Source organism: Nocardiopsis dassonvillei subsp. dassonvillei DSM 43111 (assembly GCF_000092985.1).
Classification (GTDB): Bacteria; Actinomycetota; Actinomycetes; order Streptosporangiales; family Streptosporangiaceae; genus Nocardiopsis; species Nocardiopsis dassonvillei.
The window spans coordinates 4,870,672-4,895,545 of the sequence record NC_014210.1; the positions used below are offsets into that span (position 1 = coordinate 4,870,672).

At 72.4% G+C, this 24,874-nt stretch carries 25 protein-coding genes and 2 tRNA genes; 12 read left to right on the top strand and 15 right to left on the bottom strand.

The features are described from left to right. Positions 1 to 138: 138 nt before the first annotated feature. Both NDAS_RS20135 and rsmI read right to left on the bottom strand, forming a co-directional pair. A complete protein-coding gene (locus NDAS_RS20135) occupies positions 139 to 801 on the bottom strand; it encodes an AIM24 family protein (protein WP_013155076.1) in 663 nt (220 codons plus the stop codon). Between the two features lie 88 nt (positions 802 to 889). Then, complete coding sequence (gene rsmI, locus NDAS_RS20140; protein ID WP_013155077.1) at positions 890 to 1,768, bottom strand: 16S rRNA (cytidine(1402)-2'-O)-methyltransferase; 879 nt, start codon at positions 1,766 to 1,768, stop codon at positions 890 to 892. Between rsmI and iscB the strand changes: the two genes are divergently transcribed. From iscB to NDAS_RS20160, 4 genes are all read left to right on the top strand, one after another. Beyond that, a complete protein-coding gene (gene iscB / locus NDAS_RS20145) occupies positions 1,704 to 3,548 on the top strand; it encodes an RNA-guided endonuclease IscB (RefSeq protein WP_081461783.1) in 1,845 nt (614 codons plus the stop codon). The genes rsmI and iscB overlap by 65 nt on opposite strands. A gap of 28 nt (positions 3,549 to 3,576) precedes the next feature. Further along, positions 3,577 to 5,211 (top strand): dolichyl-phosphate-mannose--protein mannosyltransferase, encoded by a 1,635-nt coding sequence (locus NDAS_RS20150; RefSeq protein WP_013155079.1) that lies wholly within the window; start codon positions 3,577 to 3,579, stop codon positions 5,209 to 5,211. A gap of 310 nt (positions 5,212 to 5,521) precedes the next feature. Then, a complete protein-coding gene (locus tag NDAS_RS20155) occupies positions 5,522 to 5,725 on the top strand; it encodes a cold-shock protein (protein WP_013155080.1) in 204 nt (67 codons plus the stop codon). A gap of 255 nt (positions 5,726 to 5,980) precedes the next feature. Beyond that, a complete protein-coding gene (locus NDAS_RS20160; RefSeq protein WP_013155081.1) occupies positions 5,981 to 6,289 on the top strand; it encodes a sec-independent translocase in 309 nt (102 codons plus the stop codon). Between the two features lie 44 nt (positions 6,290 to 6,333). On the opposite strand, the gene NDAS_RS20165 is transcribed toward NDAS_RS20160, so the two are convergent. Further along, positions 6,334 to 6,936 (bottom strand): hypothetical protein, encoded by a 603-nt coding sequence (locus tag NDAS_RS20165; protein ID WP_013155082.1) that lies wholly within the window; start codon positions 6,934 to 6,936, stop codon positions 6,334 to 6,336. Between the two features lie 1,130 nt (positions 6,937 to 8,066). Between NDAS_RS20165 and NDAS_RS20170 the strand changes: the two genes are divergently transcribed. Continuing rightward, positions 8,067 to 8,792 (top strand): response regulator, encoded by a 726-nt coding sequence (locus tag NDAS_RS20170; protein WP_013155083.1) that lies wholly within the window; start codon positions 8,067 to 8,069, stop codon positions 8,790 to 8,792. Between the two features lie 216 nt (positions 8,793 to 9,008). Here NDAS_RS20170 and NDAS_RS20175 read toward each other — a convergent pair whose 3' ends face one another. From NDAS_RS20175 to galU, 8 genes are all read right to left on the bottom strand, one after another. Next, entirely contained in the window at positions 9,009 to 9,629 is a 621-nt protein-coding gene (locus NDAS_RS20175; protein ID WP_013155084.1) for a TetR/AcrR family transcriptional regulator, read from the bottom strand. Positions 9,630 to 9,983: 354 nt separating this feature from the next. Further along, a tRNA-Ala gene (locus tag NDAS_RS20180) sits at positions 9,984 to 10,057 on the bottom strand. Positions 10,058 to 10,169: 112 nt separating this feature from the next. After that, positions 10,170 to 10,814 (bottom strand): divisome protein SepX/GlpR, encoded by a 645-nt coding sequence (gene sepX / locus NDAS_RS20185; RefSeq protein ID WP_013155085.1) that lies wholly within the window; start codon positions 10,812 to 10,814, stop codon positions 10,170 to 10,172. A 395-nt stretch (positions 10,815 to 11,209) separates the two neighbouring features. Beyond that, positions 11,210 to 11,932 carry a GNAT family N-acetyltransferase gene (locus tag NDAS_RS20190; protein WP_013155086.1) on the bottom strand — a complete coding sequence of 241 codons (723 nt, stop codon included), beginning with the start codon at positions 11,930 to 11,932 and terminating at the stop codon, positions 11,210 to 11,212. Positions 11,933 to 12,182: 250 nt separating this feature from the next. Further along, complete coding sequence (locus NDAS_RS20195) at positions 12,183 to 12,695, bottom strand: MogA/MoaB family molybdenum cofactor biosynthesis protein (RefSeq protein WP_013155087.1); 513 nt, start codon at positions 12,693 to 12,695, stop codon at positions 12,183 to 12,185. Further along, on the bottom strand, positions 12,688 to 13,197 hold the full coding sequence (moaC, locus tag NDAS_RS20200) for a cyclic pyranopterin monophosphate synthase MoaC (RefSeq protein WP_013155088.1): 510 nt from the start codon (positions 13,195 to 13,197) through the stop codon (positions 12,688 to 12,690). The genes NDAS_RS20195 and moaC overlap by 8 nt, the downstream gene beginning before the upstream one ends. 138 nt (positions 13,198 to 13,335) lie before the next feature. Further along, positions 13,336 to 14,568 carry a molybdotransferase-like divisome protein Glp gene (gene glp, locus NDAS_RS20205; RefSeq protein ID WP_013155089.1) on the bottom strand — a complete coding sequence of 411 codons (1,233 nt, stop codon included), beginning with the start codon at positions 14,566 to 14,568 and terminating at the stop codon, positions 13,336 to 13,338. 137 nt (positions 14,569 to 14,705) lie between these two features. Continuing rightward, a complete protein-coding gene (gene galU / locus NDAS_RS20210; RefSeq protein WP_013155090.1) occupies positions 14,706 to 15,644 on the bottom strand; it encodes a UTP--glucose-1-phosphate uridylyltransferase GalU in 939 nt (312 codons plus the stop codon). A 157-nt stretch (positions 15,645 to 15,801) separates the two neighbouring features. Between galU and NDAS_RS20215 the strand changes: the two genes are divergently transcribed. From NDAS_RS20215 to NDAS_RS20230, 4 genes are all read left to right on the top strand, one after another. Then, on the top strand, positions 15,802 to 16,446 hold the full coding sequence (locus NDAS_RS20215; protein WP_013155091.1) for a 5-formyltetrahydrofolate cyclo-ligase: 645 nt from the start codon (positions 15,802 to 15,804) through the stop codon (positions 16,444 to 16,446). A gap of 216 nt (positions 16,447 to 16,662) precedes the next feature. Next, positions 16,663 to 17,025 carry an FmdB family zinc ribbon protein gene (locus NDAS_RS20220; RefSeq protein WP_013155092.1) on the top strand — a complete coding sequence of 121 codons (363 nt, stop codon included), beginning with the start codon at positions 16,663 to 16,665 and terminating at the stop codon, positions 17,023 to 17,025. Between the two features lie 198 nt (positions 17,026 to 17,223). Next, complete coding sequence (locus NDAS_RS20225; protein ID WP_013155093.1) at positions 17,224 to 17,880, top strand: SAF domain-containing protein; 657 nt, start codon at positions 17,224 to 17,226, stop codon at positions 17,878 to 17,880. 105 nt (positions 17,881 to 17,985) lie between these two features. Beyond that, on the top strand, positions 17,986 to 18,393 hold the full coding sequence (locus tag NDAS_RS20230; protein ID WP_013155094.1) for an MscL family protein: 408 nt from the start codon (positions 17,986 to 17,988) through the stop codon (positions 18,391 to 18,393). A gap of 62 nt (positions 18,394 to 18,455) precedes the next feature. Here the strand turns inward: NDAS_RS20230 and NDAS_RS20235 are convergent, their stop codons facing one another. Further along, a complete protein-coding gene (locus tag NDAS_RS20235) occupies positions 18,456 to 19,562 on the bottom strand; it encodes a M15 family metallopeptidase (RefSeq protein WP_013155095.1) in 1,107 nt (368 codons plus the stop codon). Between the two features lie 420 nt (positions 19,563 to 19,982). Between NDAS_RS20235 and NDAS_RS20240 the strand changes: the two genes are divergently transcribed. Beyond that, positions 19,983 to 20,055 (top strand) — tRNA-Arg (locus NDAS_RS20240). A 140-nt stretch (positions 20,056 to 20,195) separates the two neighbouring features. Here the strand turns inward: NDAS_RS20240 and NDAS_RS20245 are convergent. After that, complete coding sequence (locus tag NDAS_RS20245) at positions 20,196 to 20,798, bottom strand: TetR family transcriptional regulator (RefSeq protein ID WP_013155096.1); 603 nt, start codon at positions 20,796 to 20,798, stop codon at positions 20,196 to 20,198. A gap of 136 nt (positions 20,799 to 20,934) precedes the next feature. Between NDAS_RS20245 and NDAS_RS20250 the strand changes: the two genes are divergently transcribed. Together NDAS_RS20250 and NDAS_RS20255 are read left to right on the top strand one after the other, a co-directional pair. Then, positions 20,935 to 22,176, top strand: a complete 1,242-nt coding sequence (locus tag NDAS_RS20250) for an FAD-dependent oxidoreductase (RefSeq protein ID WP_013155097.1) — start codon at positions 20,935 to 20,937, stop codon at positions 22,174 to 22,176. A 182-nt stretch (positions 22,177 to 22,358) separates the two neighbouring features. Continuing rightward, the gene (locus NDAS_RS20255) at positions 22,359 to 22,577 is read left to right on the top strand and encodes a hypothetical protein (RefSeq protein WP_013155098.1); all 219 of its coding nucleotides are present in this window, start codon (positions 22,359 to 22,361) and stop codon (positions 22,575 to 22,577) included. Positions 22,578 to 22,640: 63 nt separating this feature from the next. Here the strand turns inward: NDAS_RS20255 and NDAS_RS20260 are convergent, their stop codons facing one another. Both NDAS_RS20260 and NDAS_RS20265 read right to left on the bottom strand, forming a co-directional pair. Further along, the gene (locus tag NDAS_RS20260; protein ID WP_013155099.1) at positions 22,641 to 23,882 is read right to left on the bottom strand and encodes a phospholipase D-like domain-containing protein; all 1,242 of its coding nucleotides are present in this window, start codon (positions 23,880 to 23,882) and stop codon (positions 22,641 to 22,643) included. Between the two features lie 143 nt (positions 23,883 to 24,025). After that, positions 24,026 to 24,823, bottom strand: coding sequence for a class I SAM-dependent methyltransferase (locus tag NDAS_RS20265; RefSeq protein ID WP_013155100.1), 798 nt, complete (start codon positions 24,821 to 24,823; stop codon positions 24,026 to 24,028). Positions 24,824 to 24,874 lie beyond the last annotated feature (51 nt).

Sequence of the window (24,874 nt, forward strand, 5' to 3'; positions counted from 1 at the left end):
CGCCGCCCAGGATTCCCGGCCCCGCGGCCGGGAACCCGCCGCGTCTCACACGGCCCGCCGCGCCGCCCCCGGGTGGCGCGGCGGACCGGAAGGCGAAGGGCCCCGGGACACACGTCCCGGGGCCCTTCGCCTGTCGGGTCAGGCCGTCTGGGCCGCGACCGGCGCGCCCTCGGAGGCCTGCACCAGGACGAAGCCCTGGCCCTCGAAGGAGAGCTGGAGCGCCTCTCCGCTGCCCCGGCCGATGAGCGCGCCCGCCTTGACCGTGCGGCGCACGCCCGTGCTCAGCGAGCTGGACCAGGCGACCGCGGAGTCGGTGTCCACGAAGGTCGGCTGGTCGACGTTGATCAGCACCGGGGCGCCGTGGCAGGCGATGGCCACCCTGCCCCGGCCGCTGAAGACCGTGTTGAAGAGGCCGCCGGCGGCCATGCCCGCGCCCTCCACACGGCGGATGTCCCAGTTCAGCCCGGCCTCGAAGGCGAGCACGTTGTCGCCGTTGACCGTGAGGTGGTCGTCCTCCAGGTCCACCAGGTGCACGTCCCAGGCGTCGCGGGCCAGGAACACGTCGCCGCGCCCGGACACCTTCATCAGCGGCAGCCCCTCGCCGGTGAAGGCCTTCTTGAAGAACTTGCTGACGCTGCCGGACCCCTCGTAGGAGAAGTCGACCTGGCCCTGGTAGGCGACCATGGCGCCCTGACGCGCGAAGAACTCGCCGTTGAGGCCCACCCGGAGCATCTTGTGGTTCTGCAGGTGCATACCCGGCTGGCTGGTCTCCTGGGCCTGCTGGAAGAGGTGGCTTCGCATGAACGTGTTCCCCATCGACGGTCTGGCTGGTTCACCTGGTCAGACGCTCCAGAACCGGAAAGGTTCCGCCGCGGGCCGCCGTTTTCGGTCAGTCGGCGGACACGACCCCGTGCACCAGGTCGTAGACCCGGCGCTTGGGAACACCGAACTCCCTGGCCACACGGGTGATCGCCTCCTTGCGGCGCACGCCCTCCTCCTCCAGGTCCGAGACCGCGGCGACCAGGTCGGCGTCCCCGACCGTCCCTGGGTCGCGGCGGGCGCCCTCCACCACGAGGGAGATCTCGCCCCGCACGCCCTCGGCGGCCCAGGCCGCCAGCTCCCCGAGGCCGCCCCGGCGCACCTCCTCGTAGGTCTTGGTCAGCTCCCGGCACACGGCGGCGCGCCGGTCGGCGCCGAAGGCCGCGGCCATCGCCTCCAGGGTGGCGGCGACGCGGTGGGGGCTCTCGAAGAACACCATCGTGCGGCGCTCGGCCGCCAGGTCGGCCAGGTAACCCGACAGGCCCTTGCGGGGCGGGAAGCCCTCGAAGCAGAAGCGGTCGGTGGGCAGGCCCGAGACCACCAGCGCCGTGGTGACGGCGGACGGCCCCGGGATGGCGGTCACCGGGATGCCCTCTCCCGCGCAGGCGGCGGCCAGCCGGTAGCCGGGGTCGGACACCCCCGGCATACCGGCGTCGGTGACGACGAGGACGTCGCTGCCCGCGCGCAGGTCGCCGAGCAGCTCGTCCGTGCGGCGGCTCTCGTTGGCGTCGTAGTAGGACACGACCCGGGCGCCCGCCTCCCCGCCCAGGCGCACGTCCGCGCGGGAGGCGAACTGGCGTAGCCTTCGGGTGTCCTCGGCCGCGATGACGCGGGCGCCCTCCAGTGCGCGCAGCAGCCTGGGCGGCGCGTCCTCCACGTTCCCGATGGGCACACCGGCGAGCGTCAGGGTCCCCGTCCCTCCACTCGTCCCAGCTCCACCCTCAACCACTGTGATCCCCGTCCTGTCGCGCTACGGTTGGCTCGTCACGCCATCCGAAACCTGGTTTCGTGGTCCGTCCGCAAAGGACAACCATCTCCGACCCCAACCTACGAGCCGAGGTAACGCGTTCCCCGCTCGAAGGCGGGGCTTTCGACCCCCGGGTCGAGGGCCTGGCGTCACCAGCACCAGCCAACACCAGGGAGGTGACCAGTTGGCTACGTTCCACACAGGTGAGAAGACCCACCAGGCCGTGCTTCCTCAGCGGCCTGCTCTGGAATCCGCGTCAGCGGACATTCCAAGGAACGGGAACGAAACGGGGCGCGGAAGCCACGTGCGCGGGGCACCCGGTGTGGAACATGTGCGAGGGGAGACCACCGGCGGTTCACCTACCGCTGGTGGCGTCGCCCCCGTGCCCCCGGGGGCCGGGGAGCAGGCCCGTGAGGACCGTCCACCGAAGACCACGCCCCGCGAGGGGCACCCGTACGTGTTCGTGCCGGACCGCCACGGCACACCACTACAACCCACCCACCCCGCGCGGGCCCGCCGGCTCCTGGCCAGGGGCCGGGCGATCGCGGCCCGGCACACCCCCTTCGTCATCAGGTTGAAGGATCGCACCACCGCCGAGTCCGGGGTCGACGGGGTCGAGACAGGCATTGACCCAGGCAGCAAGCGCGCCGGCACCGCCGTGTTCACCGACCGGCGTGGAGAACGCCGAGGCCGCTGTGCGATACGGCCGGACCACCGAGGCGGTCAGATCGCCAAGAGGATGCGCCAACGCGCCGCCTACAGAAAGGGGCGCCGTTCTCGTAACCTGCGTTACCGGACGGCCCGGTTCGACAACCGCACCCGTCCACGCGGGTGGCCGCCACCCTCGCTCCGGCACCGGGTGGACACCACCCTGGCCTGGGTGGGTCGTCCGGCCCGGTGGGCTCCGGTCCGTGCGGTGCGCGTGGAGCGGGTCGCCTTCGACGTCCACGCCCTGGGCGCGGGGCGTCCTGCGGAAGGGGTGGAGTACCGACACGGCACCCTGCACGGCTACGAGGTGCGCGAGTACCTGCTGGCCAAGTGGGGACGGGCGTGCGCCTACTGCGGTGCCACCGGCACCCCGCTCAACATCGACCACGTCCGTCCCCGTTCCCGAGGCGGAACGGACCGGGTGGCCGACCTCGCGCTGGCCTGTGTCCCGTGCAATCGGGCCAAAGCCGACCAGCCCGTCGAGGAGTTCGTGACCAACCCCCGCGCTCTCGCCGGGATCAGCGCGCAGACCAAGGCGCCGCTGCGCGATGCCGCAGCGGTCGACGCCACTCGGTGGGCGCTGTGGCGGTCCCTGGACGAGTGCCCGCCCACCCGTGTGGGATCGGGAGGTCGGACGAAGTGGAACCGCACCCGCGACCACCTGCCCGAGTCCCACACCCTGGACGCCCTGGCCGTGGGCAGGGTCGAAGCCGTCACCACGGCTGTTTCAACGGTCCTGGTCGTCGGGGCCGCTGGGCGCGGCCCCTATGCCCGTACCCGGGCGGACAGGCACGGTTTCCCCCGGTTGCGTCTGCCCCGCCGCAAACGGTTCTTCGGTTTCCAGACCGGGGATCTGGCCCGAGCGGCCGTGCCGTCGGACATGAACGCGGGGACGCACACAGGCCGGGTGGCGGTGCGCAGCAGCGGGAGCCACACCCTGCAAACCTCGTATGGGCCGATCAAGACCTCATGGAAGAACCTGTGTCTGCTCCAGCGAGCGGACGGTTACGGCTACACCACCCAGAAGGAGGCAGGGGCTCCCTCCACCGCCTGAGGGCGGGAGTATCCACCCCGTACACCCGATGACCACCACCGCACCTTTCTCCGAGGCAGAGCCCTCGCCCCCGCCGCGGTCGGCGCGGATACGCGCCCGCTTCCTGCCCGTCAACCCCGCGCCCCGCTGGCTGGGCTGGCTGGGCGCCTTCGCCGTCGCGCTGTTCGCCGGGGTGCTGAGGTTCTTCAACCTCGGCCAGCCCGACCGGATCTACTTCGACGAGACCTACTACGCCAAGGACGCCTACGGGCTCTGGAACTTCGGCTACGAGCACGAGACCGTCGAGGAGCCCGTCGAGGCCGACGACCTGCTCGCCCAGGGGTACCAGGACATCTTCACCGGCACGGGCGACTTCATCGTGCACCCGCCGGTGGGCAAGTGGATGATCGCCCTGGGCGACTGGCTGTGGTCGCTCCTGCCGTTCGGCACGACCATGACCCCCGAGGCCTGGCGGTTCGCCTCCGCCGTGGCCGGGGTGCTCTCGGTCCTCATCCTGGTGCGGCTGGCCACGCGGATGACCCGCTCGGTGCTGCTGGGCTGCACGGCGGGGCTGATCATGGCGCTGGACGGCCTGCACTTCACGCTGAGCCGCATCGCCATGGTGGACATCTTCCTGACCCTGTGGATCCTGGCCGGATTCGCGTGCCTGGTGATCGACCGGGACAGCACCCGGGAGCGGATGGCCCGCCTGGCGGAGGCGGGAGGGGACCTGGCGTCGGTGGGCTGGCTGGGGATGCGCTGGTGGCGGCTGGCGGCCGGTCTGTGCTTCGGCCTGGCGGTGGGCACCAAGTGGTCGGCCCTGTTCTTCGTCGCGGCGTTCGGCCTGCTCACGGTGGCGTGGGACTACGGGGCCCGCAGCAGCGTCGGCCAGCGCGGCTTCTTCTGGCGGTGGCTGGGCGTCGACGCCGTCCCGGCGTTCGTGCAGACCGTGGTGGTCGCGGGGGTCGTCTACCTGGTCTCGTGGTCGGGGTGGCTGTTCACCCGCGGCGGCTACAACCGCGACTTCGCGGACGGCATGGCGCCCGAGTGGGTGCCCGGGTTCCTGCGGGCGCCGGTGGAGGCGCTGTGGAGCCTGGTGGACTACCACCAGCGGATGATGACCTTCCACACCGACCTGACCAGCGACCACGCCTACATCTCCGCGCCGTGGGAGTGGCTGGTCATGCGCACCCCGGTGATGTTCCACTACAACGGCGAGGTCGCCTCGTGCGACACGGGCGACTGCGTCACCTCCGTGGTCTCCATCGGCACGCCGGTCATCTGGTGGTCCAGCCTGCTCGCGCTGGCGGTGATGCTCGGCTGGTGGGTGACCTTCCGCGACTGGCGGGCCGGGGCGGTGCTGCTGGCCGTGGCCGCGGGGTGGCTGCCGTGGTTCGCCTACCCGGACCGGCCCATGTTCCTGTTCTACGCCGTCCCGCTGCTGCCCTTCCTGGTCCTGGCGATCGTGCTGGCGCTGGGCCTGGCGATGGGGGCCGGGGAGGACAGTCCGCGCTTCGCCCCCTACACGCGTGCGGTGGGCGGCATCGTCTACGGCGTGGTCCTGCTGTTGATCGTGGCCAATTTCGCCTACTTCTACCCGGTGTTGTCGGCGTATCCGATCGACGAGGGTATGTGGCGTGAACGCATGTGGTTCGACGTGTGGATCTACGGCAGCGGCGGTTAGTGAACGGCGCCCCGGCGCATCCGTGTTCGGCCGCGCCCCATTAGTGGCCCGGCGAACGGAAATCAACAGTTGCGAGTAGCCGAAACAGGACAGGGAAAGAGCGCGATTCCCGTGTGGAAGGCCTCGGCAGGGCAGCACCCTCCCTGGTACTGTCAGCAACTGGTTGCTGTTGTAGTTTCCATGGATGCCCGGGGCGCCTCGCGGAACTTCACGTGGGCGCTCGCCGGTGCGGGATTCACCCGTCGGTCAGGCGCCCGGCGGCCCGGGGCCAGCAGGGTGCGGCCCCGCAGTAGTCCCCAAGGGAGTGCACATGGCTCAGGGCACCGTGAAGTGGTTCAACTCTGAGAAGGGTTTCGGGTTCATCGCCGTCGAGGGCGGTCAGCCCGACGTGTTCGTCCACTACTCGGCGATCTCGGGCACCGGCTTCCGGAACCTGGAAGAGGACCAGAAGGTCACCTTCGACATCATCCAGGGCCCCAAGGGCCCGCAGGCCGCTGACGTCAAAGCGGTCTAGAGCCGTCCTTTCCACGCGGTCGACGGAATTCCCGGTCGCCCGACGGCACCTTCCGCGTCCGCGTTCCCTTACTTGACGGCGCACCCGAGCAGCCGGGACCGGGTGGAGCGCCCGCGCCCAGCCCTCCGCTCGCAGAGCGGGGGGCTGGCCCGTGTCCACCCCCTTTGCGGACGACCGGGGTGAGGTTACCCAAGCCCCCCGATACCGGTTAACCTGCTTGAAGCCGGTCGGTACACCGAAGGACTGAGGTCGCGCATGTTCAACATCAGCGGAGGAGAGTTCGTCGTCCTCCTCCTGCTCGCGCTGCTGATCTTCGGTCCGGACCAGCTGCCCAAGGCGGCCCAGCAGGTGGGCAGGGTGCTGCGCCAGCTGCGGACGATGGCCAACTCCGCCTCCAACGACATCCGCGAGGGGCTGGGCCCGGAGTTCAAGGACTTCGACGTGCAGGACCTCAACCCCCGGCGCTTCGTGCAGAAGCACTTCTGGGAGGAAGAAGAGCAGGAGAGCAAGCCCGTGGCCCGGCTGAACGGCAAGCGCCCTCCCTTCGACGACGAGGCCACCTGACGCGGGCCCCGGCCCGCGCCCCTCCTCCGCCCCGGCCCGCGGCCTCAGCCCACGAGCATGAGCACGAACAGGGCCAGGCCCAGCAGGATCACCGAGCCCACGATGATCGCGGGCGACCCGAAGGCCAGCACCAGGACCTCCACCGCCAGCGCTCCGCCGAAGGCCCCGGCCAGCCAGGGCCAGCGCGGGCCCGGCTCCCAGCCGTGGCGGCGCTCGCGGTTGAGCGTGACCAGGAACGCGCCCCCGATGAGCAGCCAGAACACCAGGTGGGCGAGCGCGCGGGTCTGCGGATCGACGTAGTCCGCCATCCCGCCGACCACCATCACGTAGGTCGTCGTTCCCGCGAGCAGCCGCCAGTGCCCGCCGGTCCTGCGGGCGGGGATGACCTTGCGCCGGGCCGGTGTGGTGCGCCGGAAGCGCTCCGCCGCGACCGCGGGCTCCTCCTCCACCGGTTCGACCGTGGTCTCACGCGGCCCGGGAGGCGGGGGTTCGGGGGGCGGGGGCTCGTATCCCCCCACGGGTGCGGCCTCCGGCGGTGGCCGGTGCTCCTCCGTCGGGAACGCGGGGTCCCCCGGCGTGGCCGGGGGGTCCTGCGGCGGGAACTCTTCGGGGTGGTATCCGCCGGGGTACTTCGGGGAGTCGGACACGGTCCGCCCCTTCACGGTCGCGCGGTGGGCCCCTGCCGGGGCCGGGGTTCGGTGTCCGGATCCCTACCCGGTGCCGCGCTCGGTCAAATCCCCGCCCCGGTGCCTTCCGGGGGCGGTGCGGGCCGGGCGGCGGAGGCGGGGGACGAAGAAAGGACCCGACCGGTCCTCGGGGGTCCGGTCGGGTCCCTGTGCCGGGGTTCGGCGGAACCCTTTCGGCGGACTGGTTACAGCCAGGCCCACCCGTTGTCACGGGCAGTAATCACGCGCGTGGTCATGGCATCTACCTTTCGTGTGGCTTCCAGCCCATCCCACGACCACGATGGCGCAGAGCGCTCTCGGTCCGCAAGTCCCATGGGCGAATGTTCATCATTTTATGGCACGGGCACCACCGAAGCCCGCTGAAGCATGGTCCGAATAGCCGAATCCTGGCTCGTTTCCCCAGATCAGAAGGACTTTCATTACCGCAGACACAACAACTGCCAGCTTGGCGGCCTGCCAAAACAAGACATCAGCCAGGTCAAATCAACACCATGAATATAACGGAGAGCGACGGCGTTCCCATTTCCCCGGGACGGGAAATCGGGATATCCGGAGGCGCGTTTGGGCGCACCCCCGGAGATCAACACGGGCTGTTACCAGGGAGAACCTACTGAACCGAATGTCGGAAAGCAGAGCTATGCCAGCTTTGCACCATCACATCCGTTCTGTCTGAACGTGACTCTGCGTCATGGCGTCTTCGTTCCGGTCCCGCGGGCGCGCACACGGAGGGGGAGCCCCCAGAGCACCTGTTTCGGTCATGCACAAAACCACATATCCTACTTCCCTCTTCCCGGGCTCATGGTGGTGGCACCCTTCCACGCCGTTCCCGCGGTGTCGTTCGCACCGTTTCCCGCGGGTGCGCGCGGGGTACCGGGCGGTGCGTTCGTCCGTTACCACTCCGCTCACCGAGCGCACATGAGACAATGGGCAGCCCCAGCAGGAGGTCTCCATGCGCATCCGTCTCCCCCGGCCGGCCCTTCTCCTCCTGGCCGGCGGTTGGACACGCCCGCACCGCGTCCGCCCGGACAGACCCGGGTCCCCGGTGCGCGAGAGCCCGTCACACGGCCAGGGACGGGATGGGTAGGAGATCCATGAGCGCACACCCCCTCTTCCCCGCCCAGGCCCCCTGTCCCGGGGAGCCCGCCGCTCCGGCCGCCCCGATCCGCGCCATGGTCGTGGACGACCACGCGCTCTTCCGCCGGGGCCTGGTGTCGGTCCTGGACGAGGAGCCCGACATCGACGTGGTCAGCGAGGCCAACGACGGGGAGGAAGCCGTCCGCCTGGCCGCCGAGCTGCGTCCGGACGTCGTCATCATGGACGTGATGATGCCGCACACCAGCGGCATCGACGCCTGCTCGCGCATCCGCGAGGCGGTGCCGCACACCAGGTTCATCATGCTGACCATGAGCGACGACGAGAGCGACCTCTTCGACGCGCTCAAGGCCGGGGCCACGGGCTACCTGCTCAAGGCCATCTCGGTGACCGAACTCGCCGAGGCGGTGCGCGCCATCGTCAAGGGCGACTCGTTCATCAACCCGGCGATGGCGACCAAGCTCATCGGGGAGTTCGCCGAGCTGGCCAAGCAGGAGAGCGCGCCGCCCAGCCGCACGACCATCCCCGAGCTGACCCGGCGCGAGACCGAGGTGCTCAAGCTGCTGGCCCGCTCCCTGAACAACCGGGAGATCGGGGAGCGGCTGTTCATCACCGAGAACACCGTCAAGAACCACGTCCGCAAGATCCTGGAGAAGCTCCAGGTCCACTCGCGCACCGAGGCCGCCATCTACGCCGTCCGGGCCGAGTACGTCTCCGGGCGCTGAGGCCTTCCGGCCGGGTCGGGCTCCAGTGTCCGACGGACGGCCGCCAGCCGGACGCTGGAGCCCGTCCGGCACCAGCAGCACCACGAGTCCCAGGAGCACCGAGAACGCCCGCGTGGACGCGTCCTGCGCGTCACGGGCCGCACAGGGGCGCCGGGAGGGGGCGCGGCACCGTTCGGCGCACGCCCCGCGGCCGGTCGGGAGCCGCGCCGGGCGGACCTACTCCCCCGCGGAGGGGCCCCGGCCCGCGGCGGAGGGGCCGAAGAGCAGCCCGGCGCTGCGGCGGGTCACGGTGAGCAGGTCGGCGTCGCGGAACAGGTCACCGAACCCCGAGCCCTCCAGGTTCCCCGTGAGGGAGAGCGTGGCGATGCCGTGCACGACCGACCAGCCCGCGACCATGGCGGCGGCCGCGTCCTCGACCTCCCGGCCCTCCTCGGCCAGGGACTCCACACCGGCGCGGAGCTCGTCGAAGGCCGCCGTGCGCGCCGCGTTCAGCTCGGCGTCGTCGTCGCTCAGCAGGCTGGGGGTGAACATCACGTCGAAGTGCGCCGGGTGGCCGGTCGCGAAGCGCACGTACTCCACACCCGCCTCCAGGAAGCCCCCGCCGGACTCGCGGTTGGCCCGCAGCCGCGCGGCCAGTTCGCGGAAGCCCTCGGTGGCCAGGGCGTTGAGCACGCCCTCACGGCTGCCGAAGTGGTGCCGGGGGGCGGTGTGGCTGACCCCGAGTTCGAGTGCCAGAGAGCGCAGGCTGAAGGAGTAGGGCCCCTCCCTGGCGATGGCCTCGGCCGCCTTCTCCAGGACGGCGGCCCGGAGGTTCCCGTGGTGGTATCCGTGTGCCATGGCTCCGCACCCTACGACGGGGGGTTGCCACTGTAAAGATTGCGGAGGCCTGCCCCGCCGCGAAGGCGGGGAGTACGCTGGACGGGTACCGGCCGCCCCGCGACAGGGGATAGCCGCTTCGCCGGTGACACTCGGGGCTCCGGTCCGGAAACGACCTCCCGCCGCAGGGAACAGCAGCACCGCCTCCGGACCGGAGCCCGCCCGGCTGTGCGCGCCGGGGCGCCGTGCGGGCCCCTCCGCGCCGGGGACGAGCACGGGTCCACCACCGGAGATCTCCCGGAAGCCTCCCGGGGATGTCCCTCAGAACACGGCGAAGGCCCCTCCCGAACCCGGGAGGGGCCTTGCTGTCTGCGGTGGAGCTATGGGGATTTGAACCCCAGACCCCCTCGATGCGAACGAGGTGCGCTACCGGACTGCGCCATAGCCCCGAAGACGAGATCCACATTAGCAGGAAACCCGGAGTGGTCCGAACCGGCTTCTCCCGGTTCGGTCCCGGAGCGGGCGCGGCCCCGGCCCGGACCGTTCCCGGTCCGGACCGGATCAGTCCCCGGCCGCCCGCAGCCGGGCGTCCGCGTACTGGTCGTAGACCTGGCTGCGCCGCTCCTTGAGAGCGATCACCTCGGCCTCGCGCTCGGCCTCGCGCCGCCGCTCCGCCTCGTCGCGGCGGGCGCGCAGGACCTCACGGCGGCGGGCCCGCAGGGCCGCCTCCCTGCGCTCGGCGTCGGCCTTGGCGGCCTCACGGAGCAGGACCAGGTGTCCGGCGAACAGCAGCGCCGGCGGGGCGGCCACCCACCAGGGCCCCAGCCCGAGGGCCACGGCCACGAGGGTGGCGGCGTTCACCAGGATCAGCGTCGTGGTGCGACGGCGGCGGCGGGCGATGACGCGGGCGCGCGGCCCGGACTCGGCGCGGTAGCGCCCCGGGCGCGGCGCGTCCCCGGCGGGCCCGGGGGCGTCCGCCGGGGCGATGCCGTGGTCGTCACGGCGCAGGACCCGGGTCTCGGTGGCGTCCGGGTCCTCCGCACGCCCCTCGGCGTCCTCCCCGGCCTCGTCGGCCTCGGTCCCCGCGGGTTCCTCGTCCTCCCGCGGGTCCTCGTGGAAGGTGTCGGGGTCCTTCCGCAGCAGCATCGGCACCAGGACTATGAGCCACACCACCACGATGGCCAGGTACAGAGGAGAGCTGCTCATCACCCCTCCTCACGATGACGGCCACTGGACGTTGATCGACACCTCGTCGACACCGCGCCGCGTGGTGCTCCCGGGGACGGAGACGTCCCGGCGGGGAGCGCCGCACCCGTCCCTCCCCGGACCCGGGGAGTTTCCGGTGCGCCATATCCACGCGTTGCCCGCATCGTCAATGCGTCTATGTTCCGCACGGTACGACCCCGTGTCCATAAATGCGCCACATTCTGACCGGAGTGTCGCAAGATTGTGGACTCTCAGTTTCGGACGCCCTGACCCCGGGGGTGAAAGCACAGGTCAGCCAACGACTGCGGAGTGCAGTCCCAATTCAACGCAAAGTAATGAGTCAATGTCACTAAAGTCAGGTTTAAGTTCCGGATGCTTCTGCGATGTTGGCACGTTCAGTTCGGCTCCGGGTACGGACTCGCCGGATCGTGTGGATCCCGGCCGCCGTTCGGGCCCTGTGGCCCCAAAGCGGAACCGGGGCCGGAACCGGGTTCCCCGGACGGTCCGGAAGAAGAGGACTCGTGGCGCCACCGGTACATCAGCCCCTGGGGGACCTCCTCAGCGGTGATCGCGTAGCAGATGTGGTCGCGCCAGGCCCCGTCGATGTGCAGCTGTCTCCTGCGCACGCCCTCGTCGCGAAAACCCAGCTTGGCGACCACGCGTCTGCTCGCCCGGTTCTCTGGCCGGACGTTGGCCTCGATCCGGTGCAGCCCGACGCGGAAGAAGGAGTGGTCCACGGCCAGCGCGACCGCGGTCGGGGTGATGCCGAGCCCGGCGTGGGCGCTGTCGATCCAGTACCCGACCTGCGCCGACCTGGCCGAGCCCCACACGATGGCCCCCACCGTGATCTGGCCGACGAACCTGTCGCCGTAGAGGATCGCCCAGGGCATGGACAGGCCCTGCCTGGCCTCGTGGCGGATGGACTGGAGCATCGAGACGTAGGGGGTGAGCCCGGTGGTGCGCAGCGGCATCTCCGGATAGGTGGGCTCCCAGGGGCGCAGCCACTCCTCGTTGCGCGAACGCGTGTCCCGGAGCGCCGCGGCGTCGCGGAGCCGCAGTGGCCGGAGTACGACCGAACCCTCCTGGAGGGTGACGGGCCACCCATGTCTGCGATTCACGACCGTCCCTTCGATGCCCTCGGCACCGTAGCCCAGCGCTGCGACACCGGACGCGGAGGCGTCGGGTTCCCGTCGCCGGTGACGGGCTCCAGTATTCCACTCCCGGGGACGCGGCATGGCTGCGGTCGCCCCCGCGGGCAAGAATCGGCTGATTCTTAACTCCAATACTCCCGTACCGAAAACCGGCCCCGCCCCAAGGAATTCTCAACGGTCGGAATGCCCGGGATGTGATTCCGGTCATTGTCCGGTGTCATTCGGAGCGGGCGTGGTCGCCTCCGCGCAGCTGGTCCACCGCGTGCCGCAGCACCGGCGCCAGCACCTCCATCCCGTCGGCGGTGCCGCCCCGGGAGCCGGGCAGGTTGACCACGAGCATCCGGTGCCCCGCGCGCTCGGCGACCCCGGCCAGGCCGCGCGACAGGATCGCCGTGGGCACGCCCTTGTCCCGGCCCGCCGCACGCAGCGCCTCGGCGATCCCGGGGATCTCATAGGACAGCAGGGCGCGCGTCACCTCGGGCGTGTGGTCGTGCGGGGTCAGCCCGGTCCCCCCGGTGGTGACGACGGCGTCGAGCCGCTCGTCCAGGGCGCGGCCGATGGCCCGGGCCACCGGTTCGCCGTCGGGGACCACCCACGGCCCCACGACCTCGCAGCCGATCCCGCGCAGCCCCTCGGCCACGACCGGTCCGGAGCGGTCCGGGTACACTCCCGCCGCCGCCCGGTTGGACGCCGTGACGACCGCCACGCGGGGGACGGGGGCGTCAGTCACCACGCCTCCAGTGGCCCTTCCTGCCTCCGGTCTTCTCCTCGACGCGCACTCCGGTGACCTCGGCCGCGGGGTCGATCGCCTTGACCATGTCCACCAGCCCCAGGGCCGCGGCCATGACGCAGGTGAGCGCCTCCATCTCCACGCCGGTGCGGTCGGCGGTGCGGACCGTGGCCCGGATGTCCACGCCCGCGTCCACGACGGTGAGGTCCACGTCCACCCCGTGCACGGCGATGGGGTGGCACAGGGGCACCAGGTCGGGGGTGCGCTTGGCCGCCTGGATCCCGGCGATGCGGGCGACGGCCAGGGCGTCGCCCTTGGGCACCCCTCCCCCGCGCAGGGCGGCGACGGCCTCGGGGCCGAGCAGCACCCGGCCCGACGCGGTGGCGGTGCGCGCGCTCACCGTCTTCTGCGAGACGTCGACCATGCGGGCGGCGCCGGATCCGTCCAGATGGGTGAACCCGGAGGGGTGGTCGGCCCCCTCCCGCCGTGGGGTGTCGGTCATGGGTCCGCCAACTCCTCCGCTCGGAACGCGGGACGCGGCCGGTCGGCCGCGTCCGGGCGCGCCGGAGCGCGCCACCACGACCGTACGGCACTCCCGGGGCCCCCGCTCCACGGGTCCGCGGACCCGGTCGGGCGCGGCTCAGGCGGGTTCGGGCAGGCGCACCACCTCGACGCGGCTGCCCGCGGCCAGTTCTGTCACCTCCTCGGGCACCACCACGAACGCGTTGGCCCCGGCCAGGGCGGACAGCTGGTGCGAGCCCTGGTGCGAGGCCGGGGACACCGTGGGCTCGGCGTCGCGCCCGTAGGGGGACTCCTCCAGCACCGCACGCAGGAAGGAGCGGCGCCCGGGCGGGGAGGTGACCGGCGAGGTGAGCAGGGCGCGCATGCTCGGCAGCGGCCGGGGGTCGAGCCCGCGCAGGCGGCGCAGCGCGGGCCGGACGAAGACCTGGAAGGACACGAAGGCGCTCACCGGGTTGCCGGGCAGCGTGATGATGGGGGTCCGGTCCGGGCCGATCACGCCGAAGCCCTGGGGCTTGCCCGGCTGCATCGCCACCTGGACGAACTCCACGGTGCCCTCGCGGGTGAGCACCTCCTTGACCACGTCGTGGGCGCCCATGCTCACGCCGCCCGTGGTCACCACGATGTCGGCGCGCACCAGCAGGTCGTCCAGCGTGTCGCGCACCGTCTGAGGGTGGTCGCCCACGAACCCGTGGCGGTGCACCTCGCACCCGGCGTCACGCGCGGCGGCGGCGATCATGAAGCTGTTGGACTCCCAGATCTGGCCGGGGCCGAGCGGGCGCCCGGGCTCGACCAGCTCCTCGCCGGTGGAGAGCACCATCACGCGGGGGCGGGCGTAGACCGGGACCGAACGGCGCCCGACGGCCGCCAGGACTCCCATCTCCCCCGGGCCGATGCGCACGCCCGGCCGCAGCACGGTGGCGCCCGCGGTGACGTCGTCCCCCGCGCGGCGCACGGCGTTGCCCTCCTTCACCGGCCGGTCGAAGGTCACGCTGGCCGTGCCGCCGTCGGTCCACTCGACCGGGACCACCGCGTCCGCGCCCGAGGGCATGGGCGCGCCGGTCATGATCCGGGCGGACCTGCCCGGCAGGACCGCGGTCGGGGAGGGGTCGCCCGCCGGGATGTCGGCCACGACCGGCAGCCGCACGGGGTGGTCCGGCGAGGCCGACTCCAGGTCCGCGGCGCGCACCGCGTACCCGTCCATGGACGAGTTGTCGAAGCCCGGCAGCGACACGGGCGAGGTGACGGCCTCGGCCAGCACGGCGCCGTGTGCCTGGAGCAGGTCCAGCTCGGTCGGCACGGGGTCGGGGATCAGTGCCAGGACATCGGCGATGTGCTGTTCGACGCTCTTCACGGGGGTTCCTCCCGGTTCGCGGTTCCTGTGGTGGCCCCGCCTCCCCTCCCTCAGGAGACGGCTCGCGCCCCATTCTTGCCGCGTCCGGCCCCGTATGCGGTGCGCCGGGCCCCGGTCGGGGCGCTCGGGAGTCCCGGTCAGGGGCGCTGGGCCCGCGCGCGGTCGACGAAGTCGCTCAGCCAGGGCAGCAGTTCGTCGGCGAGGTCGGGGCGCCGGCAGGCGAAGTCCACGACCGTGCGGATGTAGTCGGCCTTGTTGCCGGTGTCGTAGCGGCGGCCGCGGAAGAGGACGCCGTGCACCGTACCGCCGTCCTCGGGCTTGCGCCGGGCCAGCTCGCGCAGGGCGTCGGTCAGCTGGATCTCACCGCCCCGGCCGGGCGGGGTCTCGTGCAGGACGGGGAAGACCGCCGGGTCGCAGACGTAGCGGCCGATGATCGCCCAGCGGCTCGGCGCCTGCTCGGGGGCGGGCTTCTCGACCAGGTCGGTGACGGTGACGACGTCGTCCTCGTCGGTGGGCTCGATGCCCGCGCACCCGTACAGGGACACCTGCTCGGGCTCCACCTCCATGAGGGCGACGACGCTGCCGCCGTGGCGCTCGCGCACCTCGATCATGCGGCGCAGCAGGTCGGCGGACTCGATGAGGTCGTCGCCCAGCAGGACGGCGAAGGGGTTGTCACCGACGTGCGCCTCCGCGCACAGCACCGCGTGGCCCAGGCCGCGCGGCTCGCCCTGGCGGACGTAGTGCACCTGGGCGAGGTCGCTGGACTCGCGCACCGAGCGCAGCCGGGCGTCGTCGCCCTTGGCCTCCAACGCCTCCTCCAGCTCGTAGGCCCGGTCGAAGTGGTCCTCGATGGAGCGCTTGCTGCGTCCCGTGATCATCAGGACGTCCTGGAGGGAGGCGGCCACCGCCTCCTCCACGACGTACTGGATCGCGGGCTTGTCCACGATCGGCAGCATCTCCTTGGGCGTGGCCTTGGTCGCGGGCAGGAAGCGCGTGCCCAGGCCCGCGGCGGGTACGACCGCCTTCGTGACGGACACGGAACCGGAGGGTCGCTTGTGGTCGGTGGAGTCGTTCATGTCGGCACTTTAGGCCAGCGGTCGGCCGTCTCCGCGCCTGCACACACAGGAGGGCGCCAAGAAGTACGGATGGTTTCGGGTGGCGGAGGGTGGACCGCCACCGCTTGTTCACCGCACGGGTCAACCGGCCGGGTCGGGGCGGTGCCACACTGGGGCCATGGGCGAGAGCGGACTGCGTGAGGCCAAGGCCGGGCTGCGGAGGGGTTTCCTGGAGCGGCGGCGCGCCCGGGGCCCCGAGGAGCGCGCCCGGGCCGGGTCGGCGGTCCGCGACGCGCTGCTGGACGTCCCGTGGCTGGCCATGGGCGGGACGGTCGCCTGCTACTACTCCGTGGGCGGCGAGCCCGACACCCGCAAGCTGGTGGCGGCGCTGTGGAAGCGCGGCGCCTACGTGCTGCTGCCCGTGTTCCTGCCCGGCGGCGAACTGGACTGGGCGGCCTTCGACGGGCCGGACTCCCTGGCCCCGGCCGGTCACGGGCTGCTGGAGCCCGTGGGCCGCCGCTACGGGCCCGACGCGCTGGCCCGGGCCGACGCGGTGGTCTGCCCGGCCGTGGCCGTGGACCGGCGGGGGACGCGCCTGGGGCGCGGCGCGGGGTGCTACGACCGCGCGCTGGCCCGCAAGGGCCCGCACACCCCGGCGATCGCCCTGGTCCACGACGAGGAGTTCGTGGAGTCGCTGCCCGCCGAGCCGCACGACCGGCCGGTGGACGCCGTGGTCACCCCGTCCGGCGGGGTGCGGGTCCTCGGCGCGGGCGTGTGGCCGGGCGGACCGGACGAGCGGGAGCGGCTGAGCCGGAAGGACTGAACGGGAGCGGCCGGACCGCGGGGCGGGACCGGGGCGGGATTAACCCGGGCCCCGGGGGCGTTGTCGCTGGCGGTCGCGCTCCGGCGGCGCCCGGCGTCCGACCGCCCGCGCCCCCGCACCGGTCCCCGTGGGCGAGGCCCTGTCACGGCTCCGGTCGGCGAGCGCGTACTATTTAGCAGTCAACGGGCGAGAGTGCCAGCAAGGAGGACCCGAACAGTGCCTACGTACCAGTACGCGTGCACCGAGTGCGGCGCCCAGATGGAGGTCGTGCAGAGCTTCAGCGACGACGCGCTGACCGTCTGCCCCGAGTGCGAGGGCCGCCTGCGCAAGGTGTACTCCGCCGTGGGCATCGTCTTCAAGGGCTCCGGCTTCTACCGCACCGACAGCGGCAAGTCCTCCAACAGCTCCGTGCTGACCGGCTCGGGCTCCACCGAGAGCAAGGACAGCGGGAACTCGGGCTCCACCGACTCCTCCGCCGCGTCCTCCGCCTCCTCGGACACCAAGGGCTCCTCCTCGGACACCAGCAGCAGCACCACGGCCAAGGCCGGCAGCACCAGTGCCACCGCCGCGACGAGCTGACCGCCGGGCCGTTGACCGCCCACCGCGCCGCCGACCCCTCGGCGGCGCGCGGCATGTCCGGCTCCGCTGCGGGTGCGCCGGGCAGCCGCCCGCCCCTCCACGCCCGGGCGCCCCGACCGGACGCCCCGGTGCGCGGCCCGCGCGATCGGGCCTGTGGACAACCTCCGAACGGGCCCTCCGCGGCCTAGCGTTGAGGTTATGACCAACGCCGCACCCCCGCCCTACCGGCACCGGCGCGCGCTCACCCGGCTCCTGGACCGGCACCGGCGCGTCGTCGCCGCCCTCCTGGCCGCCGCCGCGCTCCTCAGCGCCGTCCTGGCCGTACGCCCCGCACCCGTACCCGTCACCCGCGTCCTGGTCGCCTCCCGCGACCTCGGCGCCGCGGACCCCCTCACCGAGGGCGACCTCACCGCCCGGGACCTGCCCGCCGGGTCCGTGCCGGGCGGCGCGCTCGCGGCCGACACCGCGGCCGCCGGGCTCCGTCTCAACGCTCCGGTACGCCGGGGAGAGGTGATCACCGACGCCCGGCTCGCCGACCCTCCCGCGCGGGCCTACGGCCCCGGCCTGGTCGCCGTTCCGGTGCGGGTGGCCGACCCCGGCGCGGTGGGCCTGCTCTCCCCCGGCAGCCGGGTGGACGTCCTCGCCGCCGGAGGCAGCGACGACCTCGCGCCCGCCCGGGCGGGCCCCGCCGTGGAGGTGGTCAGCGACCGCCCCGTCCTGGCCCTGCCGGAGGAGGAGTCCTCGGGCGGCGGGGAGGGCGGCGCGCTGATCGTCGTCGCGGCCACGCCCGTCGAGGCCAGGAGTCTGGCGGGCCACGCGGCCGCCTCCCGGCTGTCCATCACCATCCGCGGTTGACCGGCGACGTCCGGTGGGCAAAGCTGTCCGGGCGCCGCGGGCTCCCACCCGGGGATCCCGCTCCGGCGCCCGTACGGACACCACGAGTATGTAGGGCTTGTATCCATGCAAGGCTTCAAGAAGTTCCTGCTCCAGGGCAACCTGGTGCAGCTGGCGGTCGCGGTCGTGATCGGCGCGGTCTTCGCCAACCTCATCACCGCGTTCACCGAGGGGTTCATCACCCCGCTGATCGGCATCTTCGGCGGGGTCCCCACCTTCGGCGACCTCTACTTCGAGATCAACGGGAGCCGGTTCCTGTACGGGGCGTTCGTCGACGCGCTGATCTCGTTCCTGATCACCGCAGCGATCCTGTACTTCTTCGTGGTCCTGCCCGTGGCCAAGGTGGTGGAGCGCTTCGTCAAGGCCGAGGAGGCCACCACGCGCGAGTGCCCGCACTGCCTCAGCGAGATCAGCAAGAAGGCGTCCCGCTGCGCCCACTGCACCAGCGAGGTGGTGCCCGAGACGGCCGCCTGAGGCGGTCGGACGCGTCGGGGCGGCCCCGTGCGGGGCCGCCCCCGGCAGGCACCGGCCGAAGGTCAGCCGGTGTACTCCCAGTGCCAGGGCTCGAAGGGACTGGACTTGGCCCAGGCAGGGTGGTGCCAGCCGAAGTCGGCGCCGTTGGCCTCCATCCAGAGCCAGCGGTCGGACCGGTAGTTCTGGATGCCGCAGCCGAGGTCGATGGCCTGTCCCAGGCCGTGGTTGCTCGTGCCGGGGACGGCCGCGAAGCCCGGCGCGACCTGTCCGTAGACGCGGTGCTGGTTGGGCAGGTCGCGGTAGGCGCTGGTGATGCAGATGTTCTCGCCGAACTCGTCCACGTACCTGGCGTTGAGCTGGAGGAAGTCCACGGCCGCGTCGGCGCGCAGCTTCTTGTCGTCGTAGAGGTCGCACAGGGAGTTGGCCGGGAGCAGGCCGTTGGCCGCCCCCTCGGCGTTCGCGGCGGCGGACGGGTCGCAGTCCCCGGCGGCCATGTAGGCCTCCGGGTCGATGCCGCGGTCCTCCAGCTCCTGCACCAGCTCGTTCGTGGTCTGCTCGGACCGCTCGCGCAGGGCCTCGATGTCCGCGGCCAGCTCGACCTGTTCGAGCTGGGTGGTGGTCTGGAGCTCCTGCGCCTGGCTCGCCAGCTCGACCTGCTCCTCACGCAGGTCCGTGGCGTCCTGGATGAGCATCTGGTTGTCCTCGGAGATCTTCGCCGCGTAGGACTGGATCTGCAGGTCCTCGGTGAGGGACCCCGACGCCAGGACGGCGAGCATGCCGCCGTCGGGCTGCTTGTACAGCGTGCTGGCCAGCTGGGCCAGCGGTTCGCGCATCTCGTTGAGTTCGAGTTCGGTCTGCTGGAGGTCGTAGATGGTCTGGACCAGCTCCGACTGGGCGTCCTCCAGCGCGTCCTGGCGGTCGACGAGGTCCTGGTTGGCCTCCTCCAGCTCCTGGGAGGCGGTCTCGGCCCTCTCCCGGAACTCCTCCAGGCTCGCCTCGGCGGGTTCCAGCGCGCCGGTGTGCACCGGCGCCACGAGGAGCGCGGTGACGAGCGTGAGCGTCAGCGCCTGTGCGAAGCGGACCCGGTAGGACAGGGCGAAGGCGGTGAGCGCCCCGCCGCCACCCGGTACGCGGGACCTGCGCCGCGCCGCATCAGAAGTGAACGGCACGAATGATCCTCCGGCTGCTTTTCCTCGAACACCTACCCGTGGCCGCAAGGCAACGTACTACATGTCCACATGCGGCCACGCGAGATCGGTCCACCGGACGGAGCGGGTCGCGGACGGGCCCCACCCCGCCCCGCCGCCCTCCGCTCCGGGCTTCGGTGAAACACCTGGTCACCGCCGGGCTGGTCAACGCCGAGCCCGCGCCCCCATCGTTATCGAGGGCACATATGCGGCCATAACACGACATGCGTCATGAACAACGTCACACCGCACCAGGACAACCAATCGTAGGTCAGCGTACTCCGCCATGCACGCAGAGTCCCCCAACCGCCCCCGCCGGAGGCGGACCGACACCCCATCCACGTCCATCCTGGGTTAGGCTTGGTCCGGTGGCGGGGTAAGACATACCCGCGCCAGACCCATGGCTCCGTAGCTCAGGGGATAGAGCACCGCTCTCCTAAAGCGGGTGCCGCAGGTTCGAATCCTGCCGGGGCCGCATGGGATGACCTGCGATGATCTCGCAGAGCCATCAGGGTGAGAGCCCCGTGGGTTGCGACTACGGTTGCAGCCCACGGGGCTCTGCTCGTCTCCACACGTCGTCTGGGAGCGCGCGCCCGCCCGGCCGCCCGCCTGCGGTCACCGTCGGTCGGCCACCTCCGTGAAACCCGCGAGCAGCGCGGCCACCGTCCGCCGGACCCGGCCGCCGACCGCGGAGTCCCGCGCGCCGGTGAGCACGAGGTGGTGGACCGCGCCGACCACCGCCAGCGCCAGCGCCTCGGGGTCGGCGCTCCCGTGGAGGCGCCCCAGGCGCCGCTCCGCGGTGAGGTAGTCCGCGGCCGCGGTCTCGACCGCCTCCAGACCGGCCGTGCGGTCGCCGAGGACCGCGCGCACGCGTCCGGCCAGCTCCGGCCGGGAGGCCATGAGCCTGGTCAGCGCCAGGAGGACCGTCGGCGGGGTCGCCAGCACGGCCTCGGCCAGGTTGTCCGCGACCGCGCCCGTACCGGCGCGCCCCGGCAGGGACGCGGCCCCGGCGCAGACCTGGAAGCCCCGGTCGACGGCGTAGGCGGCCAGGAAGTCGTCGGTGTCCGCGAAGTGGGCGTAGAGCAGCCCGGTGGCGACACCGGCCTCGCGTGTGACGGCCCGGCCGCTGAGGCCGCCCGGCCCCTCCCGGACGATCACCCGCTCGACCGCGGAGAAGAGCCGCTGCCTGAGTTCGGGGATGGCGACACCACGTGGCATGCCAGGAAGTCTAGGTCCTCGAACGACCTTGGCGCGGTCGGCCGCCGCACACCGGGCCACCGGCTTGCGCTTGGTATGAACACATGCTCATACTTGAATGAACGCTTGCTCATACCAATGTGGTCCGGAGGTCGCGGTGACGAACGACGGGGACTCCTCCCAGCGTGCCGGTGGCGGAGACGGCGGCTCGCCCCCGGGGCGGGCGGTGATCGTCGGCGCGGGCATCGCCGGGCTCGCCACCGCGCTACGGCTCCACCGGGCCGGTTGGGAGACGCTCGTGGTCGAGCGCGCTCCGGCCCGCCGCAGAGGCGGCTACATGGTGAACCTGGTCGGGTGGGGATACGACGCCGCCGAGCGCCTCGGCCTCGTCCCCGCGCTCTCGGCCAGCGACATCGGCCTGTTCTCCACGGTCCTGGTGAGGGCCGACGGTCGGCGCAAGTTCTCCGTCCCTCCCGAGATCGCCAGGGCCGCCCTCGGCGACCGGGCGCTGACCGTGTTCCGGGAGAACCTGGAATCGGCGCTGTACGAGGCCGTGCGCGGCAGCGCGGTCCTGCGATTCGGCACCACCGCCGTGGACGTGGCCCAGGACGCCGACGGCGTCCGGGTCGGGCTCAGCGACGGCACCACCGAGCGCGCCGACCTGCTCGTCGGCGCCGACGGGCTGCGCTCCGGCGTCCGCGCCGCCGTGTTCGGCCCCGAGGCGGACTTCCGCGTCGACCTGGACCACGTCGTGGGTGCGCTCCCGCTCGACCGGCTCCCCGAGGACGTGCCCGAGGGGACCGGCACCACGTTCATCGGGCCGGGGCGCACGGCGGCGGTGGTCAACCTCGGTCCGGGCCGGTCCTCGGCCTTCTTCGCCTACCGCTGCGCGGATCCGGACGCCGAACTGGCCCGGGGACCGGTCCGGGCGCTCACCTCGGCGTTCGGCGACCTCGGCGGGGGCGTGCCCGACGTGCTCCGCCAGTTGCGCGCCGACCCGTCCGGCGCCTACTTCGACTCCGTCAGCCAGGTCCGCGCGGACCGGTGGAGCCGCGGCCGGGTCGTGCTGCTGGGCGACGCGGCCTGGTGCCCCTCCCTGTTCGCCGGGTACGGCGCGGCCCTCGCGCTCAGCGGCGCCGACCGGCTCGGCGACGCCCTGGAGCGGCACGGCGGCGACGTCACCGGGGCCCTGGCGCGGTGGGAGGCGGGCCTGCGCCCCGAGACCCGCAGGCGGCAGGCGCTCGCCCGGCGGGGGACGCGCCAGTACGCCCCCTCCAGCCGCGCGCACGTGTGGATGAACGACCTGGCGATCCGGGCCGTCCTGCTTCCGGGCGTCCGCGGCCTCGTCCAGCGCCGCATCCGGCGCGCCGGTGAGCGGCACGCCGCGGCGGACGGGTGACGGGCGCGCGACCCGGCGGCCGTCCGGCGCGGCCCCGGAGCCGACCGACCCGTGACCGGGCCCCGCGCGTCCGCGTTCTCCCCGGTCATCGGTGCCGTTTCCCCCACGTGTCGCCATGACACCGGGGGCGGCTCGTCCGATCATGGGGTGGGAGCAGGTACCGGACGGGGGAGGTCACACGGATGGCGCACGCGGAGCACTTCCGGGACGGGCAGGCGGAGGAACCGGACAGAACACCCGCCCGGCAGCGGGGCGGCTCGCCCGCCGCCATCGCCGGGGCGCTCCACCGCACCCCGCACCCGGGCCCCCAGCACTGGGGCGGGCCCCGGCCCCGCAAGACCGACCCGGACCCGTTCTTCCCCAACCGGCTGGGGCCGCCGCCCAAGCGACGCCGCTCCTGAGCGGGCGTTGGCCCGGCGGTCCGCCGAACACGGTCCAACGCCGCGGCCGGAGCACCTGGCCGATCACAGGAAGGGCCGCCAGGGCGCCAGCACGGCCTCGCCGAACTTGGCGTACCAGGGGCGGTCCCGCCACTCCCACTCGGTCAGCTCGCGGGCGTTGGCGAGGTCGTTGGCGAAGACCTCCTCCAGGTGTGCGGCCACGCCCTCGTCGAAGATCTCCACGTTGATCTCGTAGTTGCCCGTCAGGCTCAGCCGGTCCACGTTGGCGGTGCCGATCGTGGACCAGCGGCCGTCCACCGTCGCCGTCTTGGCGTGCACCATGGCGTTGCGGTACAGCCACAGGCGCACGCCGCCGCGCAGCAGCACCGAGTACTGGCTGCGGGAGATCCAGTCCGCGACGACGTGGTTGGACTCCTCCGGTACGAGGATGTTGACGTCCACGCCGCGCTCCACCGCCCCGACCAGGGCGTTTTGGAACTCCCGGTCGGGCATGAAGTAGGCCTGGGTGAACAACACCCGCTCCTTGGCCCGGTCGATGGCCTCCAGGAACATCGCCCGGATGGGATAGATGAGCATCTCGGGCACGTTGCGGTGCACGCGGAAGTGCGCGTCCCAGTCGGGGTCGCCGAAGTTCTCCAGCTCGGGCTGGAGGGACCGCCGGTTCATGTTCCAGAAGTCGCTGAAGGCGTTCTCCAGCTCCCACACCGCCGGGCCGGTCACGCGCATGTGCGTGTCGCGCCAGTCGGTGGCGTAGAGCGAGCCCACGTTGTACCCGCCGACGAAGCCCACCTCGCCGTCGACGGTGAGGATCTTGCGGTGGTCGCGGCCGGACTTGCGGATGTTCAGCAGCAGCACGCCGGGCCGGAGGGCCGGGTACTCCAGCACGTGGACGTTGGGCGGGAAGCGGAAGAAGGACCGGGGCACCACCAGGTTCGCGAAGCCGTCGTAGACGACGTACACCTCGACGCCCCGGTCGGCCGCCTCGATGAGCGCGCGCTTGAACCGCTGGCCCACCCGGTCGTCCTTGATGATGTAGGACTCGAACAGGACGCGGCGCCGGGCCCCCCGGATCGCCGCGATCATGTCCTCGAACAGGTCCTCGCCGTAGGTGTACACGGTCGCCGTGGTCCCGGTGTCGCCCACCGGCAGCTCGGCGGGCGCCGTGCGGGGGAAGAAGGCCCGGCGCGGCCGCACCTTCCTGCGCCAGTGGTTGACCCCCATGAGGGTCGCGGCCACGGCGACCTGCGTGGTCACCAGCCCGACGAGCCCCCACTTGGCCACCGAGGTGATGGTGGAGCGTCGCACAGTCGCCTCCCGGGCAGGGACCTCCGCGGTGCCGGGCCCGACCGCGGACGCCCCTGGTACAAAGTGGACGTCAACCGTATCCCGGGGCACCGGCGGACGGCGGCGCGTCCGCCCCGTGTCTCCCGTGACACAGGACTCTCCTCCTACCCCCGTTCCCGGCGGCGGAACGCCACCAGCTCCGTGGTCGGGCTCTCACTGCGGCCCCGGACCAGGCGCCGCTCCAGCGGGTAGAGCGCCGCGCCCGCGAGCCACCCGGTCGGCGCGGTGAGGGTGGCCGCGCGCAGGGCCCCGCCCCACGCCTTGCGCCAGGGCGTGGGGGCGTCCACCTGGGCGTTCATCAGCATGAGCATGGGCACCCGGCGGACCAGGTCGAACCCGGCCCGGTCCGCGGTGTCGGTGATCCACTCCAGGGTGCGGTTGACCTGGTGTTCACCGCGCTGCTCGGGGCGGCGCAGGCAGTTCTCTGAGATGACGAGGAGGCCGCCGGGGCGCAGCACCCGGGAGAACTCGCCGAGGGCCCGGGTGTAGCGCTCGTCGTCGGTGATGTGGAAGAGCACGTCCATGCAGGACAGCGCGTCGAAGGAGTCGTCGTCGAAGGCGTCGAGGTCCGCGGCGTCCTGGCGGACGAACCTGTGGTCGGGGAACCTGCCGCGCAGGCGCTGCACGGCGGCGTCGGTCATGTCGCACCCGGTGACGTCGCCGACGCCCATCCGCTCCCACAGGCGCACGTAGAAGCCGGTGCCGCTGCCCACGTCGAGGACGCTGGCGCCGGACCGGCCGGGGGTCAGCCGTGCGGCCTCGCGCAGGAACACCTCCTCGCGCACCTTGTACATCCACGTGTTGAAGGGGCGGCCCAGGGCCCGGTAGCCGACGCCGCTCTCGGTCCAGTCGCCTTCGAGACGGCGTTCCCAGAAGTCTCGCAGTTCGCTGTGCGTAGCCATGGGACCACTGTCACACCGCGCCCGCGGGAAGTCCCGCCGAAGCGCCGCAAC